Annotated in this window: 19 protein-coding genes; 9 read left to right on the forward strand and 10 right to left on the reverse strand. The window is 59.9% G+C overall.

What is annotated here, in order from left to right; translation table 11 throughout:
* Positions 1 to 16 precede the first annotated feature (16 nt).
* Positions 17 to 847 (reverse strand): carbon-nitrogen hydrolase family protein, encoded by an 831-nt coding sequence (locus ACK4FF_RS11430; protein WP_409709109.1) that lies wholly within the window; start codon positions 845 to 847, stop codon positions 17 to 19.
* An 18-nt stretch (positions 848 to 865) separates the two neighbouring features.
* Complete coding sequence (locus ACK4FF_RS11435) at positions 866 to 4954, reverse strand: YhdP family protein (RefSeq protein WP_409709112.1); 4089 nt, start codon at positions 4952 to 4954, stop codon at positions 866 to 868.
* A 73-nt stretch (positions 4955 to 5027) separates the two neighbouring features.
* Here ACK4FF_RS11435 and glnE point away from each other — a divergent pair, with 73 nt between their 5' ends.
* The gene (glnE, locus tag ACK4FF_RS11440; RefSeq protein WP_409709115.1) at positions 5028 to 7739 is read left to right on the forward strand and encodes a bifunctional [glutamate--ammonia ligase]-adenylyl-L-tyrosine phosphorylase/[glutamate--ammonia-ligase] adenylyltransferase; all 2712 of its coding nucleotides are present in this window, start codon (positions 5028 to 5030) and stop codon (positions 7737 to 7739) included.
* Between the two features lie 24 nt (positions 7740 to 7763).
* On the opposite strand, the gene mtgA is transcribed toward glnE, so the two are convergent.
* The 7 genes from mtgA to mpl are packed head-to-tail and all read right to left on the reverse strand — an operon-like array spanning position 7764 to position 14914.
* Complete coding sequence (gene mtgA / locus ACK4FF_RS11445; protein WP_409709118.1) at positions 7764 to 8489, reverse strand: monofunctional biosynthetic peptidoglycan transglycosylase; 726 nt, start codon at positions 8487 to 8489, stop codon at positions 7764 to 7766.
* 31 nt (positions 8490 to 8520) lie between these two features.
* Positions 8521 to 9387: a shikimate dehydrogenase gene (aroE, locus tag ACK4FF_RS11450; RefSeq protein ID WP_409709121.1), complete on the reverse strand. Its 867-nt coding sequence runs from the start codon at positions 9385 to 9387 to the stop codon at positions 8521 to 8523.
* A gap of 21 nt (positions 9388 to 9408) precedes the next feature.
* Positions 9409 to 10272, reverse strand: a complete 864-nt coding sequence (locus tag ACK4FF_RS11455) for an energy transducer TonB (protein WP_409709124.1) — start codon at positions 10270 to 10272, stop codon at positions 9409 to 9411.
* On the reverse strand, positions 10269 to 12290 hold the full coding sequence (locus tag ACK4FF_RS11460) for a ribonuclease catalytic domain-containing protein (protein ID WP_409709127.1): 2022 nt from the start codon (positions 12288 to 12290) through the stop codon (positions 10269 to 10271). Before ACK4FF_RS11460 ends, ACK4FF_RS11455 begins: the two co-directional genes overlap by 4 nt.
* Positions 12287 to 12859, reverse strand: coding sequence for a chorismate--pyruvate lyase family protein (locus ACK4FF_RS11465; RefSeq protein ID WP_409709130.1), 573 nt, complete (start codon positions 12857 to 12859; stop codon positions 12287 to 12289). Before ACK4FF_RS11465 ends, ACK4FF_RS11460 begins: the two co-directional genes overlap by 4 nt.
* Complete coding sequence (locus ACK4FF_RS11470; protein WP_409709133.1) at positions 12856 to 13500, reverse strand: YqiA/YcfP family alpha/beta fold hydrolase; 645 nt, start codon at positions 13498 to 13500, stop codon at positions 12856 to 12858. The genes ACK4FF_RS11465 and ACK4FF_RS11470 overlap by 4 nt, the downstream gene beginning before the upstream one ends.
* Before the next feature lies 1 nt (position 13501).
* Complete coding sequence (gene mpl, locus ACK4FF_RS11475; protein ID WP_409709136.1) at positions 13502 to 14914, reverse strand: UDP-N-acetylmuramate:L-alanyl-gamma-D-glutamyl-meso-diaminopimelate ligase; 1413 nt, start codon at positions 14912 to 14914, stop codon at positions 13502 to 13504.
* Positions 14915 to 14976: 62 nt separating this feature from the next.
* On the opposite strand from mpl, the gene ACK4FF_RS11480 reads away from it, so the two are divergent.
* From ACK4FF_RS11480 to ACK4FF_RS11515, 8 genes are all read left to right on the forward strand, one after another.
* On the forward strand, positions 14977 to 15579 hold the full coding sequence (locus ACK4FF_RS11480; RefSeq protein ID WP_409709139.1) for a hypothetical protein: 603 nt from the start codon (positions 14977 to 14979) through the stop codon (positions 15577 to 15579).
* Positions 15576 to 16082, forward strand: a complete 507-nt coding sequence (locus tag ACK4FF_RS11485; protein WP_409709142.1) for a TlpA disulfide reductase family protein — start codon at positions 15576 to 15578, stop codon at positions 16080 to 16082. Before ACK4FF_RS11480 ends, ACK4FF_RS11485 begins: the two co-directional genes overlap by 4 nt.
* 238 nt (positions 16083 to 16320) lie before the next feature.
* Positions 16321 to 16782 (forward strand): acetyl-CoA carboxylase biotin carboxyl carrier protein, encoded by a 462-nt coding sequence (gene accB / locus ACK4FF_RS11490; protein WP_409709145.1) that lies wholly within the window; start codon positions 16321 to 16323, stop codon positions 16780 to 16782.
* A gap of 16 nt (positions 16783 to 16798) precedes the next feature.
* Complete coding sequence (accC, locus tag ACK4FF_RS11495; protein WP_409709148.1) at positions 16799 to 18151, forward strand: acetyl-CoA carboxylase biotin carboxylase subunit; 1353 nt, start codon at positions 16799 to 16801, stop codon at positions 18149 to 18151.
* Positions 18148 to 19083, forward strand: a complete 936-nt coding sequence (gene prmA / locus ACK4FF_RS11500; protein WP_409709150.1) for a 50S ribosomal protein L11 methyltransferase — start codon at positions 18148 to 18150, stop codon at positions 19081 to 19083. Before accC ends, prmA begins: the two co-directional genes overlap by 4 nt.
* A gap of 42 nt (positions 19084 to 19125) precedes the next feature.
* The gene (locus tag ACK4FF_RS11505) at positions 19126 to 19899 is read left to right on the forward strand and encodes a DUF3426 domain-containing protein (protein WP_409709153.1); all 774 of its coding nucleotides are present in this window, start codon (positions 19126 to 19128) and stop codon (positions 19897 to 19899) included.
* A 24-nt stretch (positions 19900 to 19923) separates the two neighbouring features.
* The gene (locus ACK4FF_RS11510; RefSeq protein WP_409709156.1) at positions 19924 to 20868 is read left to right on the forward strand and encodes a carbohydrate kinase family protein; all 945 of its coding nucleotides are present in this window, start codon (positions 19924 to 19926) and stop codon (positions 20866 to 20868) included.
* Positions 20869 to 20886: 18 nt separating this feature from the next.
* Positions 20887 to 21363: a glycine zipper 2TM domain-containing protein gene (locus ACK4FF_RS11515; RefSeq protein WP_409709159.1), complete on the forward strand. Its 477-nt coding sequence runs from the start codon at positions 20887 to 20889 to the stop codon at positions 21361 to 21363.
* Positions 21364 to 21397: 34 nt separating this feature from the next.
* On the opposite strand, the gene ACK4FF_RS11520 is transcribed toward ACK4FF_RS11515, so the two are convergent.
* On the reverse strand, positions 21398 to 21967 hold the full coding sequence (locus ACK4FF_RS11520) for a YggT family protein (protein ID WP_409709162.1): 570 nt from the start codon (positions 21965 to 21967) through the stop codon (positions 21398 to 21400).
* Positions 21968 to 21987 lie beyond the last annotated feature (20 nt).

Consider the following 21987-nt stretch of genomic DNA (forward strand, 5'->3'; position numbering starts at 1 on the left):
CCTTCGTGACGTGGGTTCAAAACACCCGGTGTTTCAGCGCGGGCAAACTGGCCCGTACGTCGTTCATCTTATCAGGGTCCAGCGTGCCCAGGACGATGCCTTCCCCTTCTTCCAGAACCTGCTCAACCACGCCCCATGGGCTGACGACCATGGAATGGCCGTGGGTGCGGCGGCCATTGTCGTGCACCCCACCCTGCCCGCTGGCGAGCACATAGCACTGGTTTTCAATGGCGCGGGCACGCAGCAACACTTCCCAGTGGGCACGGCCAGTGGTGGCGGTGAAGGCTGCGGGCATGGTGATGAGGTCAACTGGACCACCTTGCTCGGCCATGCCACGGTACAACTCGGGAAAACGCAGGTCGTAACACACCGACAGGCCTATGCGATAACCAGCCACCTCGGTCACCACCGGCTGGGTGCCAGCCTTCAGCACGCGGGCTTCGTCGTAACTTTCGGCCCCTTTCTGAAAACAGAAGAGGTGGATTTTGTCGTACCGGGCCTGCTGCTGGCCTTGTGGGTTGTACACCAGACAACTGTTGTAAACCCGCGCCGCTTCGCCGTCTGTTTGGCCTTCAACGCGCAAGGGAATGGTTCCGCCAATGAGGGTGATGCCGTGGCTGCAGGCCAGATCGGCGAGAAACGACTGAATGGGCCCTTGCCCTGGGGCTTCAGCCAGTTCGAGTTTGTCGGTGTCTTTGTGGCCCATGAAGCAGAAATACTCAGGCAGCAAAACCAAGTCGGCCCCTTCGGCCATGGCTCGGCCCACCCAGCGGGCGGCTGTGTCGAGGTTGGCCTCAAGATTTGGGGTGGAGATCATCTGGACGCTGGCAACGCGCAAAGGCTGCATGGGGGCTCCGGTGGGCTTTTAAGGGTTGGGGCTTCCAGACGCCGGGGGCGACGACTGGGCATCTCCGGATTTTTTCACCTTTTCAATGACGGGTGCAGCCCACGGACCGGTGACCTTGTATTGCACCGAGAATACTTTGGAGATGGGGTCTTTGAGCAGGAAGTCGGCAATGAGGCTGGCAATGCCCACCGCCGGGTTGGCGGCCAGCAGGGAGTACACGAGTGAGCCGCCTGTGGCGTTGAGGTCGGGCAACACCACCACGTTGAGGTTTTGGGTTTCTGAATCCAGGTCGAGTGTGCCGTCCATGACCACAGTGGCGCCAGGGCCAATCATTTTCAGGTTGCGGGTGGAGGCCACGCCTTCAGTGAGCGACACATCGGCTTCGATGCTGTCGTAAGCAAAGCCCTGTGAGAAGACGTCTTTGAAATCGAGCGTGAAGCGGCGTGTGATGCCCTGCAGGGACAACACCCCCAACAATTTGGCCACGCCGGGGTCCGCTTTGAGGAATTGACCTTTTTTGCTGATGAGTTTGAACTGGCCGCCCAGGGTGGCTGTGTCGAGGTCCATGGGTGCATCGTCCCAACGCAGACGGCCAGTCAGCGTGCCTTCGCCGCCTTTGAACACATCTTCCATGCCCAGGCGGTTGAGCAGCCCGCCCGCATCACGCACGGTCTGCGTCAATTCAATGTCGGTGTGCTGGTTGACCAAGCCCGGGGTGTACCGCCACACGCCCTTGGCCTGGGTGGTGGATTCCGGGTTCTCAAGTTTCATTTCCTCAAGCCGCCATTCGCGGGCTTTGTTGGGCTGTGCCTGAACTTCCTCGCGGCTTTGGTTGACCGCGCGCAGGGTGAGGGCCCCCAAGCGCAGGTCGTTGAGGACGAAATCGTCCACTTGAATGTCCAGTGCCGGAATGCTGGAGGCGGGTTGCTCCACCAGCTTTTTGGCACCACCGTCCAGCGTTTTGGGAATGGTCAGCGTTTTGAAACGGGCCAACACAGCCCCTTCCGGGCGCTGTTTGTCCACCACCCATTGAAAATAACCCTCGACCCCCTTGGCGTTCAGGTCAAATTGCCAACGCTTTTCAACGGTTCGTGCAGCCAGTGTGACGCCTTCGAAGGTTTTGTTGCCCATCTGGATTTTGTCCGCCCGCAGGCGCACGCGGGTACGTCCTGCGGTGGCATCGGGGTTGGTTGAGGCAAACAGGTCGCCAAGCAGACCACTGGGCACGGTTGCTGGCCCTTTGGGGCTGGCGGGGCGCCCGCTGACTTGGTCAACCACAGCTTTCCAGGCATCTGCATCCAGGGTGGGCAAACGAAGGTCTCCCTGGATGCCAGCGGCCGGTACTGGCAAGGGCATGCCCATGACCCATTGCAGGGAATCAAGAGACCAAGCGCCTTGACGTTCGGTGGACAAAGCCCGAAGTTGAGTGACGTAGCTGCCACCGGGCGTTTGAGGGTCTGCCCCCAGGTCAACGGACCAACGCTCTGTGGGGCCAGTGAGGCTTTGGCTGACCCGCAGGGGCAAGCGTGCTTCGGGCTTCTTGCTCAAGGGGCTGGGCAGCTTGATCTCCAGCCCTGTCAGCGGGCTGGTGATGTCCACATCCGTTCGGCCTGTTCGCACAGCCACCTGAACCGAATACGGGGCGCTGCCTGACAGGTAAGGTTCCAACAAGGGGTTGAGGTACTGGGCAAGGCCATTGGCTTTGGCAGTGCCGGTGGCCCGAATGTCAATTTTGCCGGTTTTGTCGGTGCTGCCTTTGACTTGCACCGGGCCAGCCAACGCTTGCCCCTGCAGTTGATCAATGAAGAGCCCCTGATGGGTAAAGCGAATGGCCCCGTCCAAGGCGGTGACCATGGGCATGGACTTGTTCAGGCGCAGCGAATTGCCTTTGAGCAACAAACTGCCTTTGAGCTCAGTGTTTTCTGGCTTGTCCAAGGGAATGCGCAAGTCCAGATTCAAGCGGGTGTTACCGGTGACTTCGGCGCGGGTGAGCGCTTGGCTGAGCAGGTCGTTCACAGGGCTGTTGTTGACGTAATCCACCATGGATTTGAACTCGCCCTCACCTGCACCCACGATGGACAGCACCGGTGTGTGCACCGACAGATTGGGCAAGGTGGCCACCACATTCACCAAAGGCACACCCAAGGTTTGGGCGCGTTGGGCCACGATGCGCATGGCTTGGCCTTCGAACACCACTTTGCCGTCAATGCCAGTGATTTCTGGCCATTTGGGTGCGAACCTCAAGCTGGCCTGACTGATGGGCACTTCGACCTTGAACTGCCCTTCGGACTTGTGACCCACAAACGGGAATTGACGCAACACGCCCCGGAGTACGAATTCACCGCCAGAGGCGTTGCCTGCCAACAGGCTGTCCTTAAGCCATTGGCGGGTGTCCGTACCGATGAATGTGGGCAAGTACTTTGGCACTGCACTGACATTGGCCCGCAGCAGGCGCCCCTTCAAGTCGGCCTCATCAGCCCCCTGAGGGTTAAAAACATAGCGGCCCTTGAGATCCGCCGACAAATCGGCGTTGGCCAACTGAAGTTGCGCAAAACTCAGCTCCAGCGGCTTGTCCGTGGACAGCAGATTGACCCAAGCCCCCTGCCCCTTGAGGGTATCAAACCCGAAGGTTTCAGTGTCGAACAACTCGGGCAGGGCCAATTCACCACCACTGCCATCAACCCGCCATTCGCCCTTGGCCTGGTTACCGCGCACAGAACCGCTGAGGTTCTTAAAGCCGGTGACCTGGGCTTGACCAGCCACAACGGGCCCCTGGTGTTGCACAGTGAGATGCTGGAAATGGGTGTCGGTGTTGAACTCAGACACCGCCGTTGCATCGGCATTGCCCAGTGCTGTTTTCCAGGCAAGCAGGGCATGGTCGATTTTCCCGCCCACCACATACTCGCGCAGCACATCAACCCACTCAGGTTTGCGAAGGTGGGGGGCCAACTCCATGACCACGGAACGTGCTTGCTCTGCGTCCAGATTCTGCAGCAACAAACTTTGGTTAAGTTGACCGGCATCCTGAGACCTTGCAAAGGCAAGATTACTGGGGCCGAACTGCCGTTGCCCCTGTAATTGGCCTGTCAGCCGCTTCACGGTAACAGCACTGGGGCGCCATAGCCCAGCCTCACCTTTGACTTCGAGCAAGGCACTGGCGTGGTTCAGGGCAAAAGGCTCGGCTTTCACCTCCGGGTCGGCAAACGACACACGGCCAACCTGCGCATCCACCAAAGTCGACAGTACGGCACCGGCTTTGAAGTCCACCCACACACGGGCCTGTGCGTGTTGAAGGTCCAGCCGATAGTCCAGCGACTTCAGCAGTTTTTCAACGGGCTCGGTTCGGTCCAGCCTGGAAGACAGGTAAGCCACACCCAGCCAGTCGCGAACACGACCGCGCGCAGTGGACAGCAAGGGGCTGCGAAAATCGGCTCGAATATCAATGGGTTCAGCACCCAGATTGGCCGACTGAACCAAAGCCCCCCATTGGTGATGCGTAAACTGATTGACCAATTCCGCCTGTATTCGCACCTGGGGCATGTTGGGGGTGCTGTGGGTGTCGTCTTGCCAGGACAGCAACACATCATCAGCCAGCACACGCCGCTGGCGCAACAGCCAGTCCAGCATCAGGTTGTCTTCTGTGCCGTCAGGTTTCAGGGCAATGCCTGCCACTTCAAACAGCCCGTCAGTGCGGCGTTTTGCAGCCAGGCTCAGGCCATTGAGTTCGAGATTGCGGGTGTGCCAGCGAAAGGTAAGCAGGCCACCAATCGACCAGTTGGCTTTGAGGGATTTGAGGGTGAGACCAGGCGTGCCATCGGCTTGCTCCACGCGAACATCGGCGAGGGTGAGTTCAGGCCCCGACCGTAGCCACTGCGCATTCATGCTGCCGATGTGCACAGGCTGACCGGTTTGCTCAGTCAACCATGCTTCAAGCTGGGGCCGATATTGGCTGGCCATAGGCAGCAACAGCCATTGAACACCCAAGAGCGCAAGGCACAACGGAATGTACAGGCTGACCAGCACCCAGAACACAATAGGCCAAACTCGCCGACCGGCCTTGGTGGCGATTTCTTCGGCTTGGGACAGAGGCGTTGTTTCTTGTTGCAAAACAGCGAACCACCAAAGGGTTGTTGCATCGGTTGCGTTATTGTAAATGCTCGGCACGCCCAAAAAGACCGACATGACTCAGCCCTCACCATCCACAGCACTTTGGCCCCAACACTCTCACTATGCCCAGCGATGGCTGAACCGCTTCCCCGACTGGGCCGCCGAATGTGAACAGGGTGACCACCTGCTCAGTCTGATCGACCGGTGGCTGAACGAAGCACGGGGCGTTACGGATGAAGCCGCGCTGATGAAAGCCTTGCGGCTGGTGCGCCAACGCAGCATGTTGACCATCATGCAGCGCGATTTGCTCCGGCAAGCGGACCTGTTTGAAGTCACGGAAGCCCTGTCCTTTCTGGCCGATGCCAGCGTGCAGATTGCGCTGAATTTCGCCCACAAAGCCCAGGCTGAGCGCTTTGGCGAACCCGCGAACAACGACTGCCTGATGGTGGTGGGCATGGGTAAACTCGGTGGGCTGGAGTTGAATGCGTCCAGCGACATCGACCTGATTTTTCTGTACGGCAACGAAGGCGACACCCTCGGAGGCCCCACCGGCCGCAGCCAGTCTCACGCTGAGTTTTTCACGCAGGTGGGGCGCAAGGTGAATCGCCTGCTGTCGGAAGTGACTGAAGACGGGTTTGTGTTCCGTGTTGACATGCGCCTGCGGCCAAACGGTGATGCAGGGCCGCTGGTGGTGACGCTGGACATGCTTGAAGAGTACTTCATGGTGCAAGGCCGCGAATGGGAACGTTACGCGTGGATCAAGGCAAGGGTGATCAACTGGACGGTACACCCAGACCAAGACACCGCTTTCCAGGCCAACTTGAACAACCTGAACCAGATTGTTCGCCCCTTCGTATACCGCAAGTATCTGGACTTTGGTGCCATCGGGGCACTTCGGTCCCTTCATGCACAGATCAGGGCTGAAGTGGGGAAACGGGAAATTCAGCACCCCGGCAGCGTGCATGTGAAGCTGGGGCGCGGGGGTATTCGTGAAATTGAGTTCACCGCCCAGGCTTTTCAATTGATTCGAGGCGGGCGGGACATTCGGCTGCAATGCAAACGCACCGTGGATGTGCTGGCGGTGTGCGCCGAGATGGGCTTGATCAGCACGGAAGAACTGCGGTTGTTGGTGGACGCCTACCGATTCCTTCGGGATGTTGAACACCGCTTGCAGTATGTGGACGATGCACAAACCCACCGATTGCCTGCAGACCCTGAGGAGGTTGGACGCATCGCACTGTCCATGGGTTTCGATGGGCCGGAGCCCTTCATGGCGGCGTTGTCGGGGCACATGGATTTTGTCGCCATGAACTTCGACCTGGTGTTCGGGGACAAGACCGACGACGAGGAAGGCGCAGACCTGACGCTGCCCTGGCCCGACAAACTCACCCATGGTTTCAAATACCCACACGCTGCGCAGGACCGATATCAGGTGCTGATCGAATCGGGGCGCTACCAGACCCTGCCCGATGCCCACCGACAGCGGGTGGACCGGCTGATGCCTGCACTGTTGGCGGCAGCAGCGTCGTCGCTGGCCCCCGATGTGTGTTGGCGCTATTGCTGTGAACTGATTGAAAAAATATCACGGCGTGGTGCGTATTTGTCCCTGCTGGACGAGTACCCTGTGGCCCGCATGCGCGTGTGCCGCATGTTGGCAGCCAGCCCATGGGCGGCTGACTTCCTGATTCAGCACCCGCTGCTGTTGGATGAGTTGCTGGACAGCCGCACCCTGCTGGCCCCGCCCAATTTCCCCCAATGGAAAGCCCAACTGAGGCAAGCGCTTGAGGAAGCCAAAACCCCAGACGGACAACCCGACCTTGAGCGACAAATGGACCTGGTGCGCGAGCAACACCACGCCCAACTATTCCGCCTGCTGGCGCAGGACCTGGAAGACTTGCACACGGTGGAGGTGGTGTCCGACCTGCTATCGGAACTGGCCGACAACACCTTGGATGTGGTGCTTGAACAGGCCTGGAAACAGGTGCCCAAACGCCACAGGGACAACCCGAAATTCGCCGTGATTGCCTACGGCAAACATGGTGGCAAAGAGCTGGGTTATGCCTCGGACCTGGACCTGATTTTTCTGTTCGACGACGCTGACGAAAATGCCTCAGAGCTTTATGCCAACCTGGCCAAGCGGTTCAACCGGTGGCTGACCACCCATACAGCAGCGGGCACCCTGTTCGAAACCGACTTCCGGCTTAGGCCCAACGGAGAAGCAGGGTTGCTGGTGAGCAACCTTCAATCATTTGAAGCCTATCAGCGGCGCGAAGGCGGTGTGGGTGCGTGGTTTTGGGAGCACCAAGCCCTGACGCGGGCGCGTTTCTGCGTGGGCGATGCCAGCATTGGCCGGTGGTTTGAGCAATTGAGAGAGGATGTGCTGCGCCTGCCCAGGCCATGGGACGAGGTTCGGCGCGAGGTGGTGGCCATGCGTCAAAAAATGCTGGAGGGCCACCCCAACCCCACAGACCTGTTCGATGTGAAACATGACCGGGGCGGCATGGTGGACGTGGAGTTCATGGTGCAGGCTTTGGTGCTGGGGCATGCCCACCAGCACCCGGTGCTGACGGGCAACAAAGGCAACATTGCCTTGCTGAAAATGGCGGGCGACTTGGGACTGATTCCCGGCGACCTGGCCCAGGCTGTGGCCGATGCCTACCGCCTGCTGCGGGCCAAACAGCACGCACTTCGACTGGCGGGCGAAGGCAGCTCACGCACTGCCGACCCCTACATGGTGGTATTGCGAAAGCCCATCGAAACCCTGTGGAAGCTCGTGCTGGGCTGAGGGCCTTCAGGCTGTTAAGGCCGCTCAGCGAGGCACAGCGACCTGATACAACCTGGCCTGAATCGCACCGGTTTTGCGGGCCAGAAACGGCGAACCACGGCGTTTGTCAAAATAGCGGGGGGCTGGCAACATGCCCGCCATGCGGGCTGCCTGGGCCGGGTTGAGTTGCGCCGCGTCCACCCCGTAGTAGTAGCGGGAAGCCGCCTGTGCACCATACACACCGTTGCCCCATTCCACCACATTCAGATAGACCTCCAGAATGCGGCGCTTGCCCCACACGGCTTCCAACATGAAGGCAATCATCAACTCCTGCGCTTTGCGCAAGTAACTGCGTTTCCCGGTCAGAAACAGGTTCTTGGCCAATTGCTGGGTGATGGTTGAACCGCCATGGGTCACCTTGCCACGCCGCAGGTTGCGTTTAAGCGCCAATTCAATGGCCTCGGGCTCCACGCCCATGTGGTCCATGAAACCACTGTCCTCGGCCGCAACCACGGCACGCTTCAAGTTCAGGTTGATCTGGTCGTAGGGCACCCATTGGTGTTTCAGTTGGGCGCGGGGGTCAGTCTGCCGCATTTCCTGCAAGCGAATGTTCATGAAACTGGTGTTGCCGGGGTTGAAGCGCGCCCAGTAGGTGATTTGCGCGAGGTACCACAACTGCAGCAACACCACCGCGCAAAATGCCCAGAAAAGCAGCAAGCCCAGCCAGCGAAATGGCCGAAATTGAAAGGAACCGTTCTTTGTATTAGCCATGGTGGTGGGTCGACCTGTGCGGTTCTTGGAGTCAGCGGGGCTTGTTCAAGGCAGCCCTCAGTCGGCTAAGTGTAGCGGCTCCATCGGGCCGAACACCAGTCCATATTTCAAAAGCCAGCTCAGCCTGAAACACCAACATGCCCAAACCATCGCTGATCGCCAGTTGTGGCCAACGCGTGTGAACATCAGCCAGGAAGGCGGTCAATTCTTGGCCGTACATCATGTCGTAGGCCAGCACCGCGCCTTGGTACCACGCTGGGTGAATGGCCGGAACGCCCCCCTGCAAACTGGCTGAGGTGGCATTCACCACCACCCTTGGGCGATGAGTGGTCGAGGGCTTCATGTCAAACCCGCCCCCCTGGCAAGGCAAGCCCAGCGCCTCGGCGCGTGCAGCCAGCTCAACAGCTTTGGCGGGTGTGCGGTTCAGGATGGTCAGTTGCCCAAGCCCTGCGGCATGCAATGCAGACACACAACCACTGGCGGCCCCACCCGAACCCAACATCAGCAGGTCGCAGTCGGCCAGGCTCAGGCCTTGAGCCTGAAGCAGACGGTTCAAGTCACGACACAAACCACCACCATCGGTGTTGTCGGCCCGCACGCCCTGGGGGGTGAATATCAGGGTGTTGGCGGCCTGGGCAAATTGGGCGGCCGGGCTGGCATGCTCAGCCAATTCAAGCGCCTGCAATTTGAATGGCACGGTGACGTTGGCGCCCGCAACACCGGCTGCTTTCAGGGCTGCAACCGTGTTTTGAAAACCATCCAGCGGGGCCAACAGGCGTTGGTACTGCAGGGCCATGTTGGTTTGCCTGGCGAAGTCCTGATGGATCATCGGCGATTTGCTGTGGGCAATCGGGTTACCGATGACCACAAACCGTTGAATGCTCGGGCTTGAGTTCATGTCTGTACGCTGCCTGCTAGGTTATTCGGTGGTCAGCGCATCGCGGGTGAACACCCAGGTGCGCGTGATGGCCAGCACATCGATTTTCTGCCTCATGTCTGAGGAAAACGGCGCAAACGGGGCCGACATTCGCAACAACTTCACGGCCGCACGGTCCAACACCGCCGAGCCTGAAGACCGGTCCACCTCCACGTTGTCGAGCGTGCCATCGGCTTTGATGTATGCCGTCATGCGGAGTTTGCCGTAGATGCGGCCTTTTAGCTCTTCCGGGTAATTGGCATTGCCAACACGCTCGACATGCAAACGCCAGCTTTCCTCGTACATGGCAAACACATACGGCGAGGTTTTGGGCGAGAAGAAATGTTTGCGGGGCCGCTCGTTGTAGCTTTTGATGTTGTCGGCAATCTGGGCCTGAAGGCGCTGAATTTCCAGCGCCCGCTGGCTTTTCAAGTCCTGCCCGTTGCGGGGGTCGGGTGCTGTCACCTCTGTTTTGGCAGCGCGCTCCGTGGCGGCTTCGTTGGGTGCATAGCGCAGACCACCCCCGGTCAGTTCACGCTGCAGTTTTTCCAAGGCGGCCAGCCGCTCCTGGCTTGCAATCAACTCGCGTTGCATCACGCTGTCATCGGCCTCGGTGGGCAGAGTGGTTGCCCGCCCGGAATCGGCCTGGCCACCGCCATCCAAGGCCACTTGGGCCAAGGCGGACGGTTTGTCCGGGGCTTTGTCCGACTGCGCGTTCACCAAAATGACCTCGAGCGGCGCATTCAGCGCACGGTTCAATTCCGGCGGGGCAAACCGCACCGCCAGAACGAGCGCATGCACCAGCACAGACAACACCAGTGCCTTGCGCAGGTTGAACGGTCCGGGCGTGGGCAGAGTCATCATCATGCAGCAGGCGCTTCTCCAAGGGGCTGGCCTGAATCGTCGCCGGGGGCAGCAGGCGTCTCTTGGTTCACCGTCTCACCCTCCACCGCTTCTTCGTCCAACCCGTCGAGTTCATCCTCATCCAGCAGGCGGGTGGGCATGCCTTTCTTGATGCCCAACAATTTGCAAGACACGGTCAGTGTCAGCTCATCGACCTCGTCCAACTCAACCTCCACCTGGGCACCTCGGCCTGGCGTGGTGACACCCACCAAACGCACAAACAGGGGGATGTCGTTCAAACGCACCAGCTCATCCTTCACCACCACACCGTCGAACTGCTTCTGGCCCTTTTGCTGAATCCACTTCAAGCACCAATAACGCTCCATGCTGGACTGAAACTCGGCATAGGCCTTGTAGGTGATGTCAAAGCTGTTCACCGCCGACAACAGGTCGGCATCCGTGGGCGCGTACACCGGGTTCTCAGCCTTCAACACAGAAATCAATTGTTGCTGGTTGATCAAGTCCACATAGCGGCGCAAGGGTGAAGTGCTCCATGCGTACTGGGGCACACCCAAACCGGCGTGCGGCGCTGCGTGAGTGGACATGCGAACACGACCCATCGGAGGCTGAATGCGGTAAATACCCGTGACACCATGCTCGTGGAGGAAACCACCCCACTCTCGGTTCACGAGAATCATCCACTCGGCCACCAAGACATCCAGAGGCGCATCTCGCCGGCGTGGCGTGATTTCAACCACACCGTCCCCGGACACATAAAAGTTGAAGTCAATGCGCGCATGCTTTTCCGGCTGACCACGCACCAGTTCGCGCTCAAGTTTCAAGGCTTTGGCGCAGGTCCACAGCACTTTCAGAGCAGGCAAAAACGGGTCCAAGTCTGGGTGCTCGGTGATGTGCTCGTCTTCCAGCAGCTCGGCGGTAACCACCTCATCCAGCAAATTGTGGCGCAGGTTGGCGGCAATGGGCACCTGTTCAATCACGCTGTGCTGGCCACCCAGCACTTCGCCACTGCGGGTGTCCACCTCCACGTACAGGCTGAGCGCTGGCACTGTGCGGCCTGCCTCAAGCGTACTGAACTCGACCACATTGGCGGGCAGCATGGTGATTTTGTCGCCCGGCGCATACACGGTGGACAACCGGTCGCGGGCCACCTTGTCGTGCGGGCTGCCACGTTCAATCAACAGCGCGGGTGCAGCAATGTGCACGCCCACGCGGGCGCGCCCCTCCGATAGAAACGTCACACTGAACGCATCGTCAATTTCCGTGGTGGAAATATCGTCAATCGAAAAAGCCTGCACAGGGGCAATGGGCAGATCAGCCAAGTCAGCAGGCACAGGTGGGGCGGGCAGGTCAATCTCAGTGCCGCGCGGAAAATACACCGCCGAAAACTTGGCCCGCATCATGGCGTGCACGCTGGGGAATGCACCGCATTCCAGCAGCAACACATCGGGCGAGCGGCCCGCTTGCGTGCACGCCGCCATCAGGGCCTTGTACTCCATGCTGTTTTTGTCGGGGCGCACCAGCAACACCGCCGCCTGTCGGCCAAATGGCTCGGGCAATTCCCGACGCACCAGTGCGGCCGTCCACGCATCCTGTTGCTCAGCCAACAAACGCTTTTTCTCAAGCCCCGCCAAGGCCGCTTTGAGAATGTCGGGAGGTGCGGGGCGGTATTGGCCTTTGCCCTTGCGGTGAAAATACACGGGTGCCGCATGCAAGGCGAGCAAGATGGCCGCCTGTTGAACCACGGTGGGCTTTTCGCCAAAATATTCCTGCGCCATGGTTTGGAAATCCACCTCTTCCTGAGGCGCGCATTCCCACAGCAAACCGGTGTCCACGTCAGCGGCCAAAGTGTCCATGGCGGCAGCGAATTCGCCAGGCTCAGGGCTGTCAAAACGCAACATCACACTGTTGGCTTTGACCTTGCTGCGTTTGCCATGCAGGGTTTCGACCTGATAGGCACCGCCTTGGTCCTGCAACACCCGGCCCACTTTGAATGCGCCAGCCTCTTCGTACACCAGATTCATTTTATGTCCTGACTGAACTGCCCCAAGCAGGGCAAAAATACTTCCATAACCCACAGGGGCGTCACACCGCGCCCCAATTCAAAACGGGCGCAACGCGCGTACCAGCGCTCATGCCCTTGGGTGGTCAAACCCTGAGCCTTGCACAGGCCCAACACCCACGGGGTGCTGGCGGGCAGGCTTGCAAACATCAGCGGCCCGCGACGCACCGCCGGGTTAGTGAACAACATCGACCCCAGCGACCGGTTGCCCAATCCATTCCAGAACGGCCAATCCGAGCGCGCACCACGCACCGCCATCAGTGTCTGGGCCAGCACCACGGCTTGCCCCTGCACTTTCAAAGTCACCAAACGACGGCGCATGACCCGTTCATGACCGGCCCCAACCGGGCGGCTGCCGACCCGCACCCGTGCCACCCCTTGCTGCCAGGGCTGAACCGCAAAGCCACCCCCCAAGGCCACGAGGCGCCGGGTGAGGGAACCGCGCGAACAGGCCCACTCGCGGGCCCACTGGGGCCATGTGGCGGGGCAGGTGTCATGCCACACCACCCCGGGGGCAACGGAACGATTCACCACACCCCCATGAACTGCTGCACGAAGGGCAATTGCTCATCGAAGTCGGACAACGCGTGGTCCGACCCGTCCAGCCTTAACTGATGGGCACCCGGGTAACGCGCCACCATGGCGGCATAACTGAGCACCTCATCGCCCTTGGCCGCCACCAACAAATAGCGGGAGGGGTTGGTCAACGTGCACGCTTCCATGGCTTTCAGTTGCTGCAAGTACGCAGGCACGAAGTCGATTTCTTCGTCGCTGAAATACACCTTTTTTCGGCCGATCTGGTCTTGAAGGTCGTCATACGGCTTGACGGCCGGGTTCAGCAACACCACCCGTGCATTGGGGTAGGCCTCGCCCAACACAGTGGCGTAGAAGCCCCCCAAAGAGCTGCCCATCACACCGATCCGCAATTCGGGTCGCTCGGCCATGCGCGCGTTCAATGTTGACTGCACCAAGGCCAGCGCCTCAGCGGGAGAGGCGGGCAAGTCCGGAATCCACAAGCGATCCGCCTGGACAGCCCGGGCATACGCCTCGGCCACTTTCAAGGCCTTCATGGAACGGGCCGACGAGCGAAAACCGTGGAGATACACCACCCAATCCAAGGGCTGGGGAGGTGGCCCGAAACCACCCGGACTGTCCAGGGTGAACGCCAGCATGTCAGTGGCCTGCCGCCCGGCTCACCAGTGCATCCAGCAGGCGTTGGTGAAGCCCGCCGAAGGACCCATTGCTCATGGCCACCACCCAATCACCCGGGCAGACCTGTTGGCACACAGCATCAATGACGGCTTGAAGGTCGGGGCTGACGAACAGCCGGTCACCCAATGGCGACAAGGCCTGCCCCACATCCCAGGAAATGCCAGCCGTGTAACACAACACCGAATCCGCCTGTTCGAACGAACCGGGCAAAGCCTGGGCCATGGTGCCCATCTTCATGGTGTTGGACCTAGGCTCAAACAAGGCAATCAGGCGGCCTGGCGCCCGGCCCTCGGCCTTAGCCTGTTCCAACATGGCGGCGCGTGCACCTTCTAGTGTGGTGGCAATAGCCGTGGGGTGATGGGCGAAGTCGTCGTACACCCGAACTCCACCGGCTTCACCCCGCAACTCCATACGGCGTTTCACCCCCGGAAATTCGCACAGGGCACGACACGCCGCTTCAGGTTCAACACCCACCGCGTGGGCTGCGGCCACCACCGCCAACGCATTGGCCATGTTGTGCTGGCCCGATGCAGACCATGACACCACACCACTCAACACCCCGGCGCGCAGAATTTCGAACTGGGATGCCCCCAGGGGGCGGGCCACCCACTGCGCGTTGTGCGGCGGCTCTTGCCCAGCGGGCACCACGGCAAAGCGCTCAACAGGGGTCCAGCAACCCCGGGCCAATACCCGCTCCAGGCTGTCGGTGGCAGCGGGACACACCACCCTGCCCAGCCCAGGCACGGTGCGGACCAAATGGTGAAATTGCGTCTCGATGGCAGCAAGATCCGCGAAAATATCGGCATGATCAAACTCAAGGTTGTTCAACACCGCCACTGTGGGGCGGTAGTGAACAAACTTGGACCGCTTGTCAAAAAAAGCCGTGTCGTATTCATCGGCCTCAATCACAAACAAATCGCTGCTCCCCAAGCGGGCGGACACCCCGAACCCAGCGGGAACGCCGCCGATGAGGAACCCGGGCGCGCGCCCGGCCTGCTCCAGCACCCAAGCGAGCATGGAAGTGGTGGTGGTTTTGCCGTGTGTACCCGCCACGGCCAGCACAGTTCGGCCACGAAGAATGTGATCGCCCACCCACTGCGGGCCGCTGACGTAGGGCAGGCCCTTGTTCAGAATCGCTTCCATCAGGGGGTTGCCACGGCTGACCACATTGCCAATGACCCACAAATCCGGGTTGATGGCCAACTGGTCGGCCGAGAACCCCTCGGTCAACTCGATGCCAGCCTGAGTCAACTGCGTGCTCATCGGCGGGTACACATTGGTGTCGCACCCCGTCACTGTGTGCCCCAGGGCTTTGGCCAACTGGGCCACGCCACCCATGAAGGTGCCGCAGATTCCGAGGATGTGGATGTGCATTCTTTTTTCCCGTGAGAACAAGCCCATATTGTACGGCCAAGGAATTTGGATACACTGCGGGCATGGACGAATTGCCTTTTCCTCAGGACGATCTGCGGCGTGAAATTGCGGCTGCAGCCGCCCGAATGATTGCCGAAGACGGCCTGGATTACCCCAGCGCCCGCAATCAGGCCATTCGGCAGGTTGCTGGCAAAGCCCGCCTGCCCAAAAACAGCATCCCCACCGATGCGGAAGTGCAAGATGAAGTTCGGGCGTATCAAGCCCTGTTCATGGCCGACACGCAACCGCAGGAACTGAAAGAACTTCGCACCCTGGCCCTTCAATTCATGGTGCGCATGGCCGAGTTCGAGCCGATTGTGTACGGCGCGGCGGTGAATGGCACCGGCAGCCAGCATTCCGACGTGCACTTGCTGGCATTTGCCGACGATGAAAAAGAAATCGACTATTGGCTGCTGAACAACCAAGTGAATTTCGAGCCCTGTGAAGACGCACGACTGGCCGGGCGGGATTTCCCGGCAGTGGCCTTTCAATGGCAACGCCGCTGGTTCCAGGTGGGCGTGGCGTCCCTTCGCGACCGCCGGGGGCTGTTGAACCGAAACAGCCCGGACGGGTCTCAGTTTCAAACAGACATCGCAGGGCTGACTCGCCTGCTGGAGGACTCATGAACAAACGCTGGTTAACTGCCCTGGTGGGCGCGGCCGCCTTGGCCGGTGGCCTGATGATCGGCACCCAGAGTGGCATTGTGCCCAGCACAACACCCTACCCACTGGCGGGCCAAACGTTTGAATCCCCCAGCGGCGGCACCTTGGACTTGGGTGCCTTGAAGGGCAAAATCGTGGTGCTTAACTTCTGGGGCACTTGGTGTCCACCCTGCGTTGAGGAAATGCCCGAGTTGAACGCGCTTTACCCAGAACTGCAAGGAAAGGGCATCGAACTGATCGGCTTGGCGATTGATTCACCCTCGAACGTCCGCGAATTTCTGCAAAAAACCCCTGTAAATTACCCCATCCTGCTGGCAGGCTTGAACGGCAGCGAATTGGCCAAACGCTTGGGCAATGCGCAGGGCGGCCTTCCCTACACGGTCATCTTGGACGGAAATGGCCAGCAAATACTTGCAAAAGCAGGCAGGATCCACATGGATGAGATCAAATCCGCAATTCGTCAGTAATTTGATGTATCCTCATCGCAGTTTGCTGGGTAATGCTGCAAGTGCAAAAAACCAGAGAATCAGCGACACCCTCGCGGCGAGATGGAAGTTCACGTGAATTGACACCGTACTCGACGACGTTGGGGCCATTTGCAGCAAGCGGGGCCGTTACTTTGTGTCCCGCACAGCCGAACCAACACGGGTTTGCGGCCCATTGGCCGCGCCCTGCACGATCAACCCTCCTCACACGGAGTTGTAGATGGACCTCAGAAAGCTCAAAACCCTGATCGACCTGGTCGCCGAATCCGACATTTCCGAACTGGAAGTGACCGAAGGCGAAGGCAAGGTACGCATCGTGAAAAGCCAGCCCCAAGTGGCTGCCATGGTTGCCCCCACTTACGTACAGCAACCCGCGCCACAGGTGGCAGCACCCGCTGCCGCGCCTGCTGCTGCAGCGGCAGCCCCCGTGGCAGCCCCAGCACCAGCCGGCCACTCGGTCACTTCACCCATGGTCGGCACCTTCTACCGGTCGGCCAGCCCCGGCGCACCCGCGTTTGTGGAAATTGGCACCCCTGTGAAGGAAGGCCAAACCCTGTGCATCATCGAAGCCATGAAGCTGCTCAACGAAATTGAGAGCGACAAGACCGGTGTGGTCAAAGCCATCTTGGCGGACAACGGCCAACCCGTGGAATTCGGTCAAGCGCTTTTCATCATCGAGTGATCGGGAGTCGATCACCATGTTTGGAAAAATCCTGATCGCCAACCGAGGCGAAATCGCGCTGCGCATTTTGCGGGCCTGCCGGGAACTGGGCATCAAAACCGTGGCTGTGCACTCCACCGCTGACGCCAATGCCAAGTACGTCAAACTGGCCGATGAATCGGTCTGTATTGGCCCACCCGCCTCCAAAGAAAGCTACCTGAACATTCCGGCCATCATCAGCGCCGCTGAAGTCACAGATGCAGAAGCCATTCATCCCGGCTACGGTTTTTTGTCCGAGAACGCCAACTTCGCCGATCGTGTCGAGAAAAGCGGCTTTGTCTTCATTGGACCACGGGCGGAATCCATTCTGCTGATGGGCGACAAGGTGTCCGCCAAACGCGCAATGATTGCAGCGGGCGTACCTTGCGTACCCGGCTCGGAAGGCGAGTTACCCGATGATCCCCGTGAAATCGTGCGAATTGCACGGCAAATCGGCTACCCGGTCATTATCAAGGCGGCCGGTGGTGGTGGCGGCCGCGGCATGCGAGTCGTGCACACCGAAGCGGCCCTGCTGAACGCGGTCACCATGACCAAAACCGAAGCGGGCCAGGCGTTCAACAACCCCGCCGTGTACATGGAAAAGTTTCTGGAAAACCCCAGACACATTGAAATCCAGGTGTTGGCGGACGAGCACAAAAACGCCGTTTGGTTGGGCGAGCGCGACTGCTCCATGCAGCGCAGGCATCAAAAAGTCATCGAGGAAGCGCCAGCGCCCCACATTCCCCGCCGCTTGATTGAGCGCATCGGTGAACGCTGTGCCGAAGCCTGTCGCAAGATTGGGTATCGGGGTGCAGGCACCTTCGAATTCCTCTACGAAAACGGCGAGTTCTATTTCATTGAAATGAACACACGGGTTCAAGTCGAACACCCGGTCACCGAGCTGATCACCGGCATCGACATTGTGCAGGAACAGATTCGTGTTGCGGCGGGGCAAAAGCTGCGCTTCCGTCAGCGGGACATCCAGTTCAGGGGCCATGCCATTGAATGCCGGATCAACGCCGAAGACCCGTTCAAGTTCACACCGTCCCCAGGCCCGATCAAGAACTACCATCCACCCGGCGGCCCGGGCGTGCGCGTGGATTCCCATGTGTACAGTGGCTACCAAGTGCCCCCTTACTACGATTCCATGATCGGCAAAGTCATTACCTTCGGTGAAGACCGTGCGCAGGCCATGGCCCGTATGCGGCAGGCCTTGGCTGAACTGGTGGTGGACGGCATCAAAACCAACACCCCCCTGCACCGGGAATTGATGGACGATGCCCGCTTCATCGAAGGCGGCACCAGCATTCACTACCTGGAGCACAAGCTGGAGCAACGCGCCACCAAATGACCACAAGCAACGCCCAAACCGCACCGCTGACCCAAGCCCGCCTCACCCTGCCCTTCGAATTGGCCGACGCCGTGTCGGACCACTTGATGGAACTGGGTACGCTGGCGGTCAGCCTGGAAGATGCCCACGCCGACAGCGATGAAGAACAACCGCTGTTCGGTGAACCGGGCATGGAGCCAGAGAGTGCGGCTTGGGACTTGAACCATGTGGTGGCCTTGTTCCGCAACCGGGATGAAGCCGAGCAGGTGTTTGCCACAGTGGCCGATGAATTGGGTGCTGACGGCGGCCTGGATTTGAACGCCATTGAGTATGCCGAAGTGCCTCAAGAGGATTGGGTGCGGTTGACGCAATCCCAATTCGACCCGATTGAAATCACCGAGCGCCTGTGGATTGTGCCGTCATGGCACACACCGCAACTGGCCCAAGGCCGAGTGAACTTGGTGCTGGACCCTGGCCTGGCTTTTGGCACCGGGTCCCACCCCACCACCGCGCTGTGCCTGCGTTGGCTGACAGAACACCCCCTTGATGGGGCGGACGTGCTGGACTACGGCTGTGGCTCTGGCATTTTGGGCATTGCCGCGCTGAAACTGGGTGCGGCCAACGCCGTGGGCGTGGACATTGACCCACAAGCGGTGGACAGCACGGCTTTCAACGCCAGCAACAACGGTGTGACCATGCCCTGTGGCCTGCCCGACTTTCCCTTGGCGAACCGTCAGTTTCCGGTGGTCGTGGCCAACATTTTGAGCAACCCGCTCAAAGTGCTGGCGCCGTCTCTGTGTGAACACGTGGCAAAAGGCGGCCATTTGGTGCTGTCGGGCGTTCTGGCACGGCAAGCCGAGGAAGTGATGGCCGTTTATCGCCAATGGATGGACATGACCATCTGGGCTGAGCGCGATGGTTGGGTGTGTCTGCATGGCCGCCCCAAGGCCTAAGCCACTGGGCGTCTACCGCCCTTTACAGGGCGAGCTCACGCCATGAGCCTGGCGACCCGTTGCCCAAATTGCCAGACCTTGTTCAAGGTCAGCGCAGGCCAGCTTCAGGTGCACCAGGGCCAGGTGCGCTGTGGCCAGTGCAACAGTGTCTTTTCCGGCATTGAATACTTGACTGCCTCGGACTCGCAAATCTGGCAAGACCTGCACCTGGACGGCCCGGCCAACAGCCCCCCTGAAACCCAGCCGACGGCCACCGACTTTCTGACTCGGCGCGACAGGCCGGCACGCCACGGGCTGGCCACTCGACTCAGGCTTCCTTCATTGAGCCCAGCCAACCGACGCTGGGCCATGCTGGCCCTGTTGCTGGCTGTGCTGCAAACAGCATGGTGGGCAAGGCACCCCTTGCTGGTTCACCTGCCCGCACAGGCGGCGAATTGGCCCATGCCCAGTTGGCTGGCCCATGCCACGGCAGCGCCCGCATCAACAGCGCTGGTCATCGACGGCAGCGGGTTCCAGGCAATGGATGAAACCCATGTGCGGGTCGAGATTACCCTGCGCAACACCCTGAACTGGCCCAGCCAATGGCCTGCGTTTCGCGTGCGCCTGACCGACCCCCAAGGCAGTGAGATAGCCAGCCTGGTGCTGGCACCTGCCGACTATCAACTGCGAGATGGGCCACCTGCCGCGCAAGCATCGCCCCTCAAAGGCCAGCACACCATCGAACTGCTGGCATACTTGAACCTTCAAGACCTACAGGCCCAATTCCCTGAAAATGGGGCAACCGGTTTTCAGTTGAGCCTGTTGGACCGCCCCTAATATTGACCTGCATTACGAGTATTCATGAGCACACCCCGCGTCCTGATTTGTGGTTCCATGGCCTTCGATTCCATCATGGTGTTTGAAGGCCGATTCAAGGACCAGATTCTGCCCGAGCAAGTCCACATCCTGAATGTGGCCTTCTTGGTGCCTACCCTGCGCAAGGACTTTGGCGGCTGCGCAGGCAACATTGCCTACGCGCTGAAAATGCTGGGCGGCCAGCCAGTGCCCATGGCCACTGTGGGCCATGATGGCGACGGATACCTGGCCCGCTTCCGGGACCTGGGTATTGACAGTACCTGCCTGCGCAAAGTGGACACCGAATTCACGGCACAGGCGTTCATCACAACCGACCTGGACGACAACCAAATCACCGCGTTTCACCCCGGTGCGATGAGCCATTCTCACCTGAACACTGTGGCGCAAGCCGGGCAGGTTGCCCTGGCAATTGTGGCACCGGATGGCCGCGACGGCATGATCAACCACGCCGAGCAACTGGCCCAAGCGGGCATTCCTTTCATTTTCGACCCGGGCCAAGGCCTGCCCATGTTCGGCAAGCCCGAGCTGGACCGCTTCCTGGAACTCGCCACCTATGCGGCGGTCAATGACTATGAAGCCAAGATGCTGTGCGACCGCACGGGGCAGACTTTGGAAGAATTGGCCCAACATGTGGAGGCCCTGATCGTGACCCGGGGTGGCGAAGGAAGCTGGATTTTTACAGGGGGTCAACGACACGACGTGCCGTGCGTTAAAGCCAGTGAGGTGAAAGATCCCACCGGTTGTGGCGACGCTTTCCGAGGCGGCCTGCTGTATGGCTTGTCGCACGGGCTGGGCGTGGTTAAAGCGGCCAAACTGGGCAGCCTGATGGGTGCACTGAAAATTGCACACCAAGGCCCCCAGAATTACCACTTCAGCCGGGAAGAGATCTCAACCCAGTTTAACGCCGCTTTCGGCGAAACCCTTTGGTGAGTTTGAAAGGAAAACACCATGAGCAAAACCCAACACCTGACACTCCGAACCATGGCTGTCACCACAGCCTTGTTGGCAGCCACGCTTGCGGGCTGTGCAACCCAAAGCACCTCTGGTGCCGTGTATCGAGAAGGTGAAACACGCCGAGCGCAGATGATTGAACAAGGCGTTGTTGAAAGCGTACGCAATGTGACCATTCAGGGCGACACCAACAACGTGGGCACCTTGGCCGGCGGCGTGTTGGGCGGCATGGCGGGCAGCAACATCGGTGGTGGCAGTGGCCGTGCGGCTGGCGCCATTCTGGGTGCTGTGGCCGGTGGTATTGCGGGCCAGGCGGTAGAGCGCAATGCCTCCAACCGCGCAGGCCTGGAAATCACTGTGCGCATGGACAACGGCACACTGCGTGCCTATGTACAGGACGCTGACGAACAATTCCGCCCTGGCGAACGTGTTCGAATCGTCAGCAGTGGTGGTGTGGCCCGCGTAACGCGATAAGCCGCGTGAATGAAAAGCAGCGCCGAGGCTGGGTTTAGAACCCTGGCATGAGGCGCTGCAACACCATCATGACAATCTGCAGCAACAGCAGAAACACCATGGGTGACAGGTCCACATTGCCAACCTGAGGCAATCGCTTGCGCAGAGGCTCCAGAAACGGACGGGACAATTCGTTCAAGATGGCGGCCATGGGCGAAAATGGATTCACCCAACTCAGAATGACCTGAATCAACACGATGCCCATCAGCAGATAGGCCATGTTGCGCAACACCCAGAACAGGGAAACTGGCAAGGTCAGCGCCACCAGCTTGGTGAACGCCGGCCCACCCCCGGTGGCCATGGCTGCGAACAGAATCAACACCAGATGCAGCACGAAAGACACCAAAAATGCGCCCAGCACTGACGCCCAATCGATACCACCATAGCCCGGCACCCCTTTGCGCAAGGGTTTGACCAGCCAATCTGTCATGGAAAAAATGAAAGGCGACAGCGGGTTGCTGGGGTGAATGCGCACCCATTGCATCAGTGCACGCAGCAACAAACAAAACGCCAACAGGCTGGCCGCCGATTCAAGCACCAGTCGAAGAATGTCCATCAACAGCATAGGGCCCCTTCAGTGTGGGT

The organism is Limnobacter sp. (assembly GCF_046297615.1).
Taxonomy (GTDB): Bacteria; Pseudomonadota; Gammaproteobacteria; order Burkholderiales; family Burkholderiaceae_B; genus Limnobacter.

Excerpts from the sequence above, each read along its gene's own strand:
- ACK4FF_RS11430 (WP_409709109.1), bottom strand. The coding sequence starts at position 847 with ATGCAGCCTTTGCGCGTTGCCAGCGTCCAGATGATCTCCACCCCAAAT.
- glnE (WP_409709115.1), top strand. The coding sequence starts at position 5,028 with ATGACTCAGCCCTCACCATCCACAGCACTTTGGCCCCAACACTCTCAC.
- mtgA (WP_409709118.1), bottom strand. The coding sequence starts at position 8,489 with ATGGCTAATACAAAGAACGGTTCCTTTCAATTTCGGCCATTTCGCTGG.
- aroE (WP_409709121.1), bottom strand. The coding sequence starts at position 9,387 with ATGAACTCAAGCCCGAGCATTCAACGGTTTGTGGTCATCGGTAACCCG.
- ACK4FF_RS11455 (WP_409709124.1), bottom strand. The coding sequence starts at position 10,272 with ATGATGATGACTCTGCCCACGCCCGGACCGTTCAACCTGCGCAAGGCA.
- ACK4FF_RS11460 (WP_409709127.1), bottom strand. The coding sequence starts at position 12,290 with ATGAATCTGGTGTACGAAGAGGCTGGCGCATTCAAAGTGGGCCGGGTG.
- ACK4FF_RS11470 (WP_409709133.1), bottom strand. The coding sequence starts at position 13,500 with ATGCTGGCGTTCACCCTGGACAGTCCGGGTGGTTTCGGGCCACCTCCC.
- mpl (WP_409709136.1), bottom strand. The coding sequence starts at position 14,914 with ATGCACATCCACATCCTCGGAATCTGCGGCACCTTCATGGGTGGCGTG.
- ACK4FF_RS11480 (WP_409709139.1), top strand. The coding sequence starts at position 14,977 with ATGGACGAATTGCCTTTTCCTCAGGACGATCTGCGGCGTGAAATTGCG.
- ACK4FF_RS11485 (WP_409709142.1), top strand. The coding sequence starts at position 15,576 with ATGAACAAACGCTGGTTAACTGCCCTGGTGGGCGCGGCCGCCTTGGCC.
- accB (WP_409709145.1), top strand. The coding sequence starts at position 16,321 with ATGGACCTCAGAAAGCTCAAAACCCTGATCGACCTGGTCGCCGAATCC.
- accC (WP_409709148.1), top strand. The coding sequence starts at position 16,799 with ATGTTTGGAAAAATCCTGATCGCCAACCGAGGCGAAATCGCGCTGCGC.
- prmA (WP_409709150.1), top strand. The coding sequence starts at position 18,148 with ATGACCACAAGCAACGCCCAAACCGCACCGCTGACCCAAGCCCGCCTC.
- ACK4FF_RS11505 (WP_409709153.1), top strand. The coding sequence starts at position 19,126 with ATGAGCCTGGCGACCCGTTGCCCAAATTGCCAGACCTTGTTCAAGGTC.
- ACK4FF_RS11510 (WP_409709156.1), top strand. The coding sequence starts at position 19,924 with ATGAGCACACCCCGCGTCCTGATTTGTGGTTCCATGGCCTTCGATTCC.
- ACK4FF_RS11515 (WP_409709159.1), top strand. The coding sequence starts at position 20,887 with ATGAGCAAAACCCAACACCTGACACTCCGAACCATGGCTGTCACCACA.
- ACK4FF_RS11520 (WP_409709162.1), bottom strand. The coding sequence starts at position 21,967 with ATGCTGTTGATGGACATTCTTCGACTGGTGCTTGAATCGGCGGCCAGC.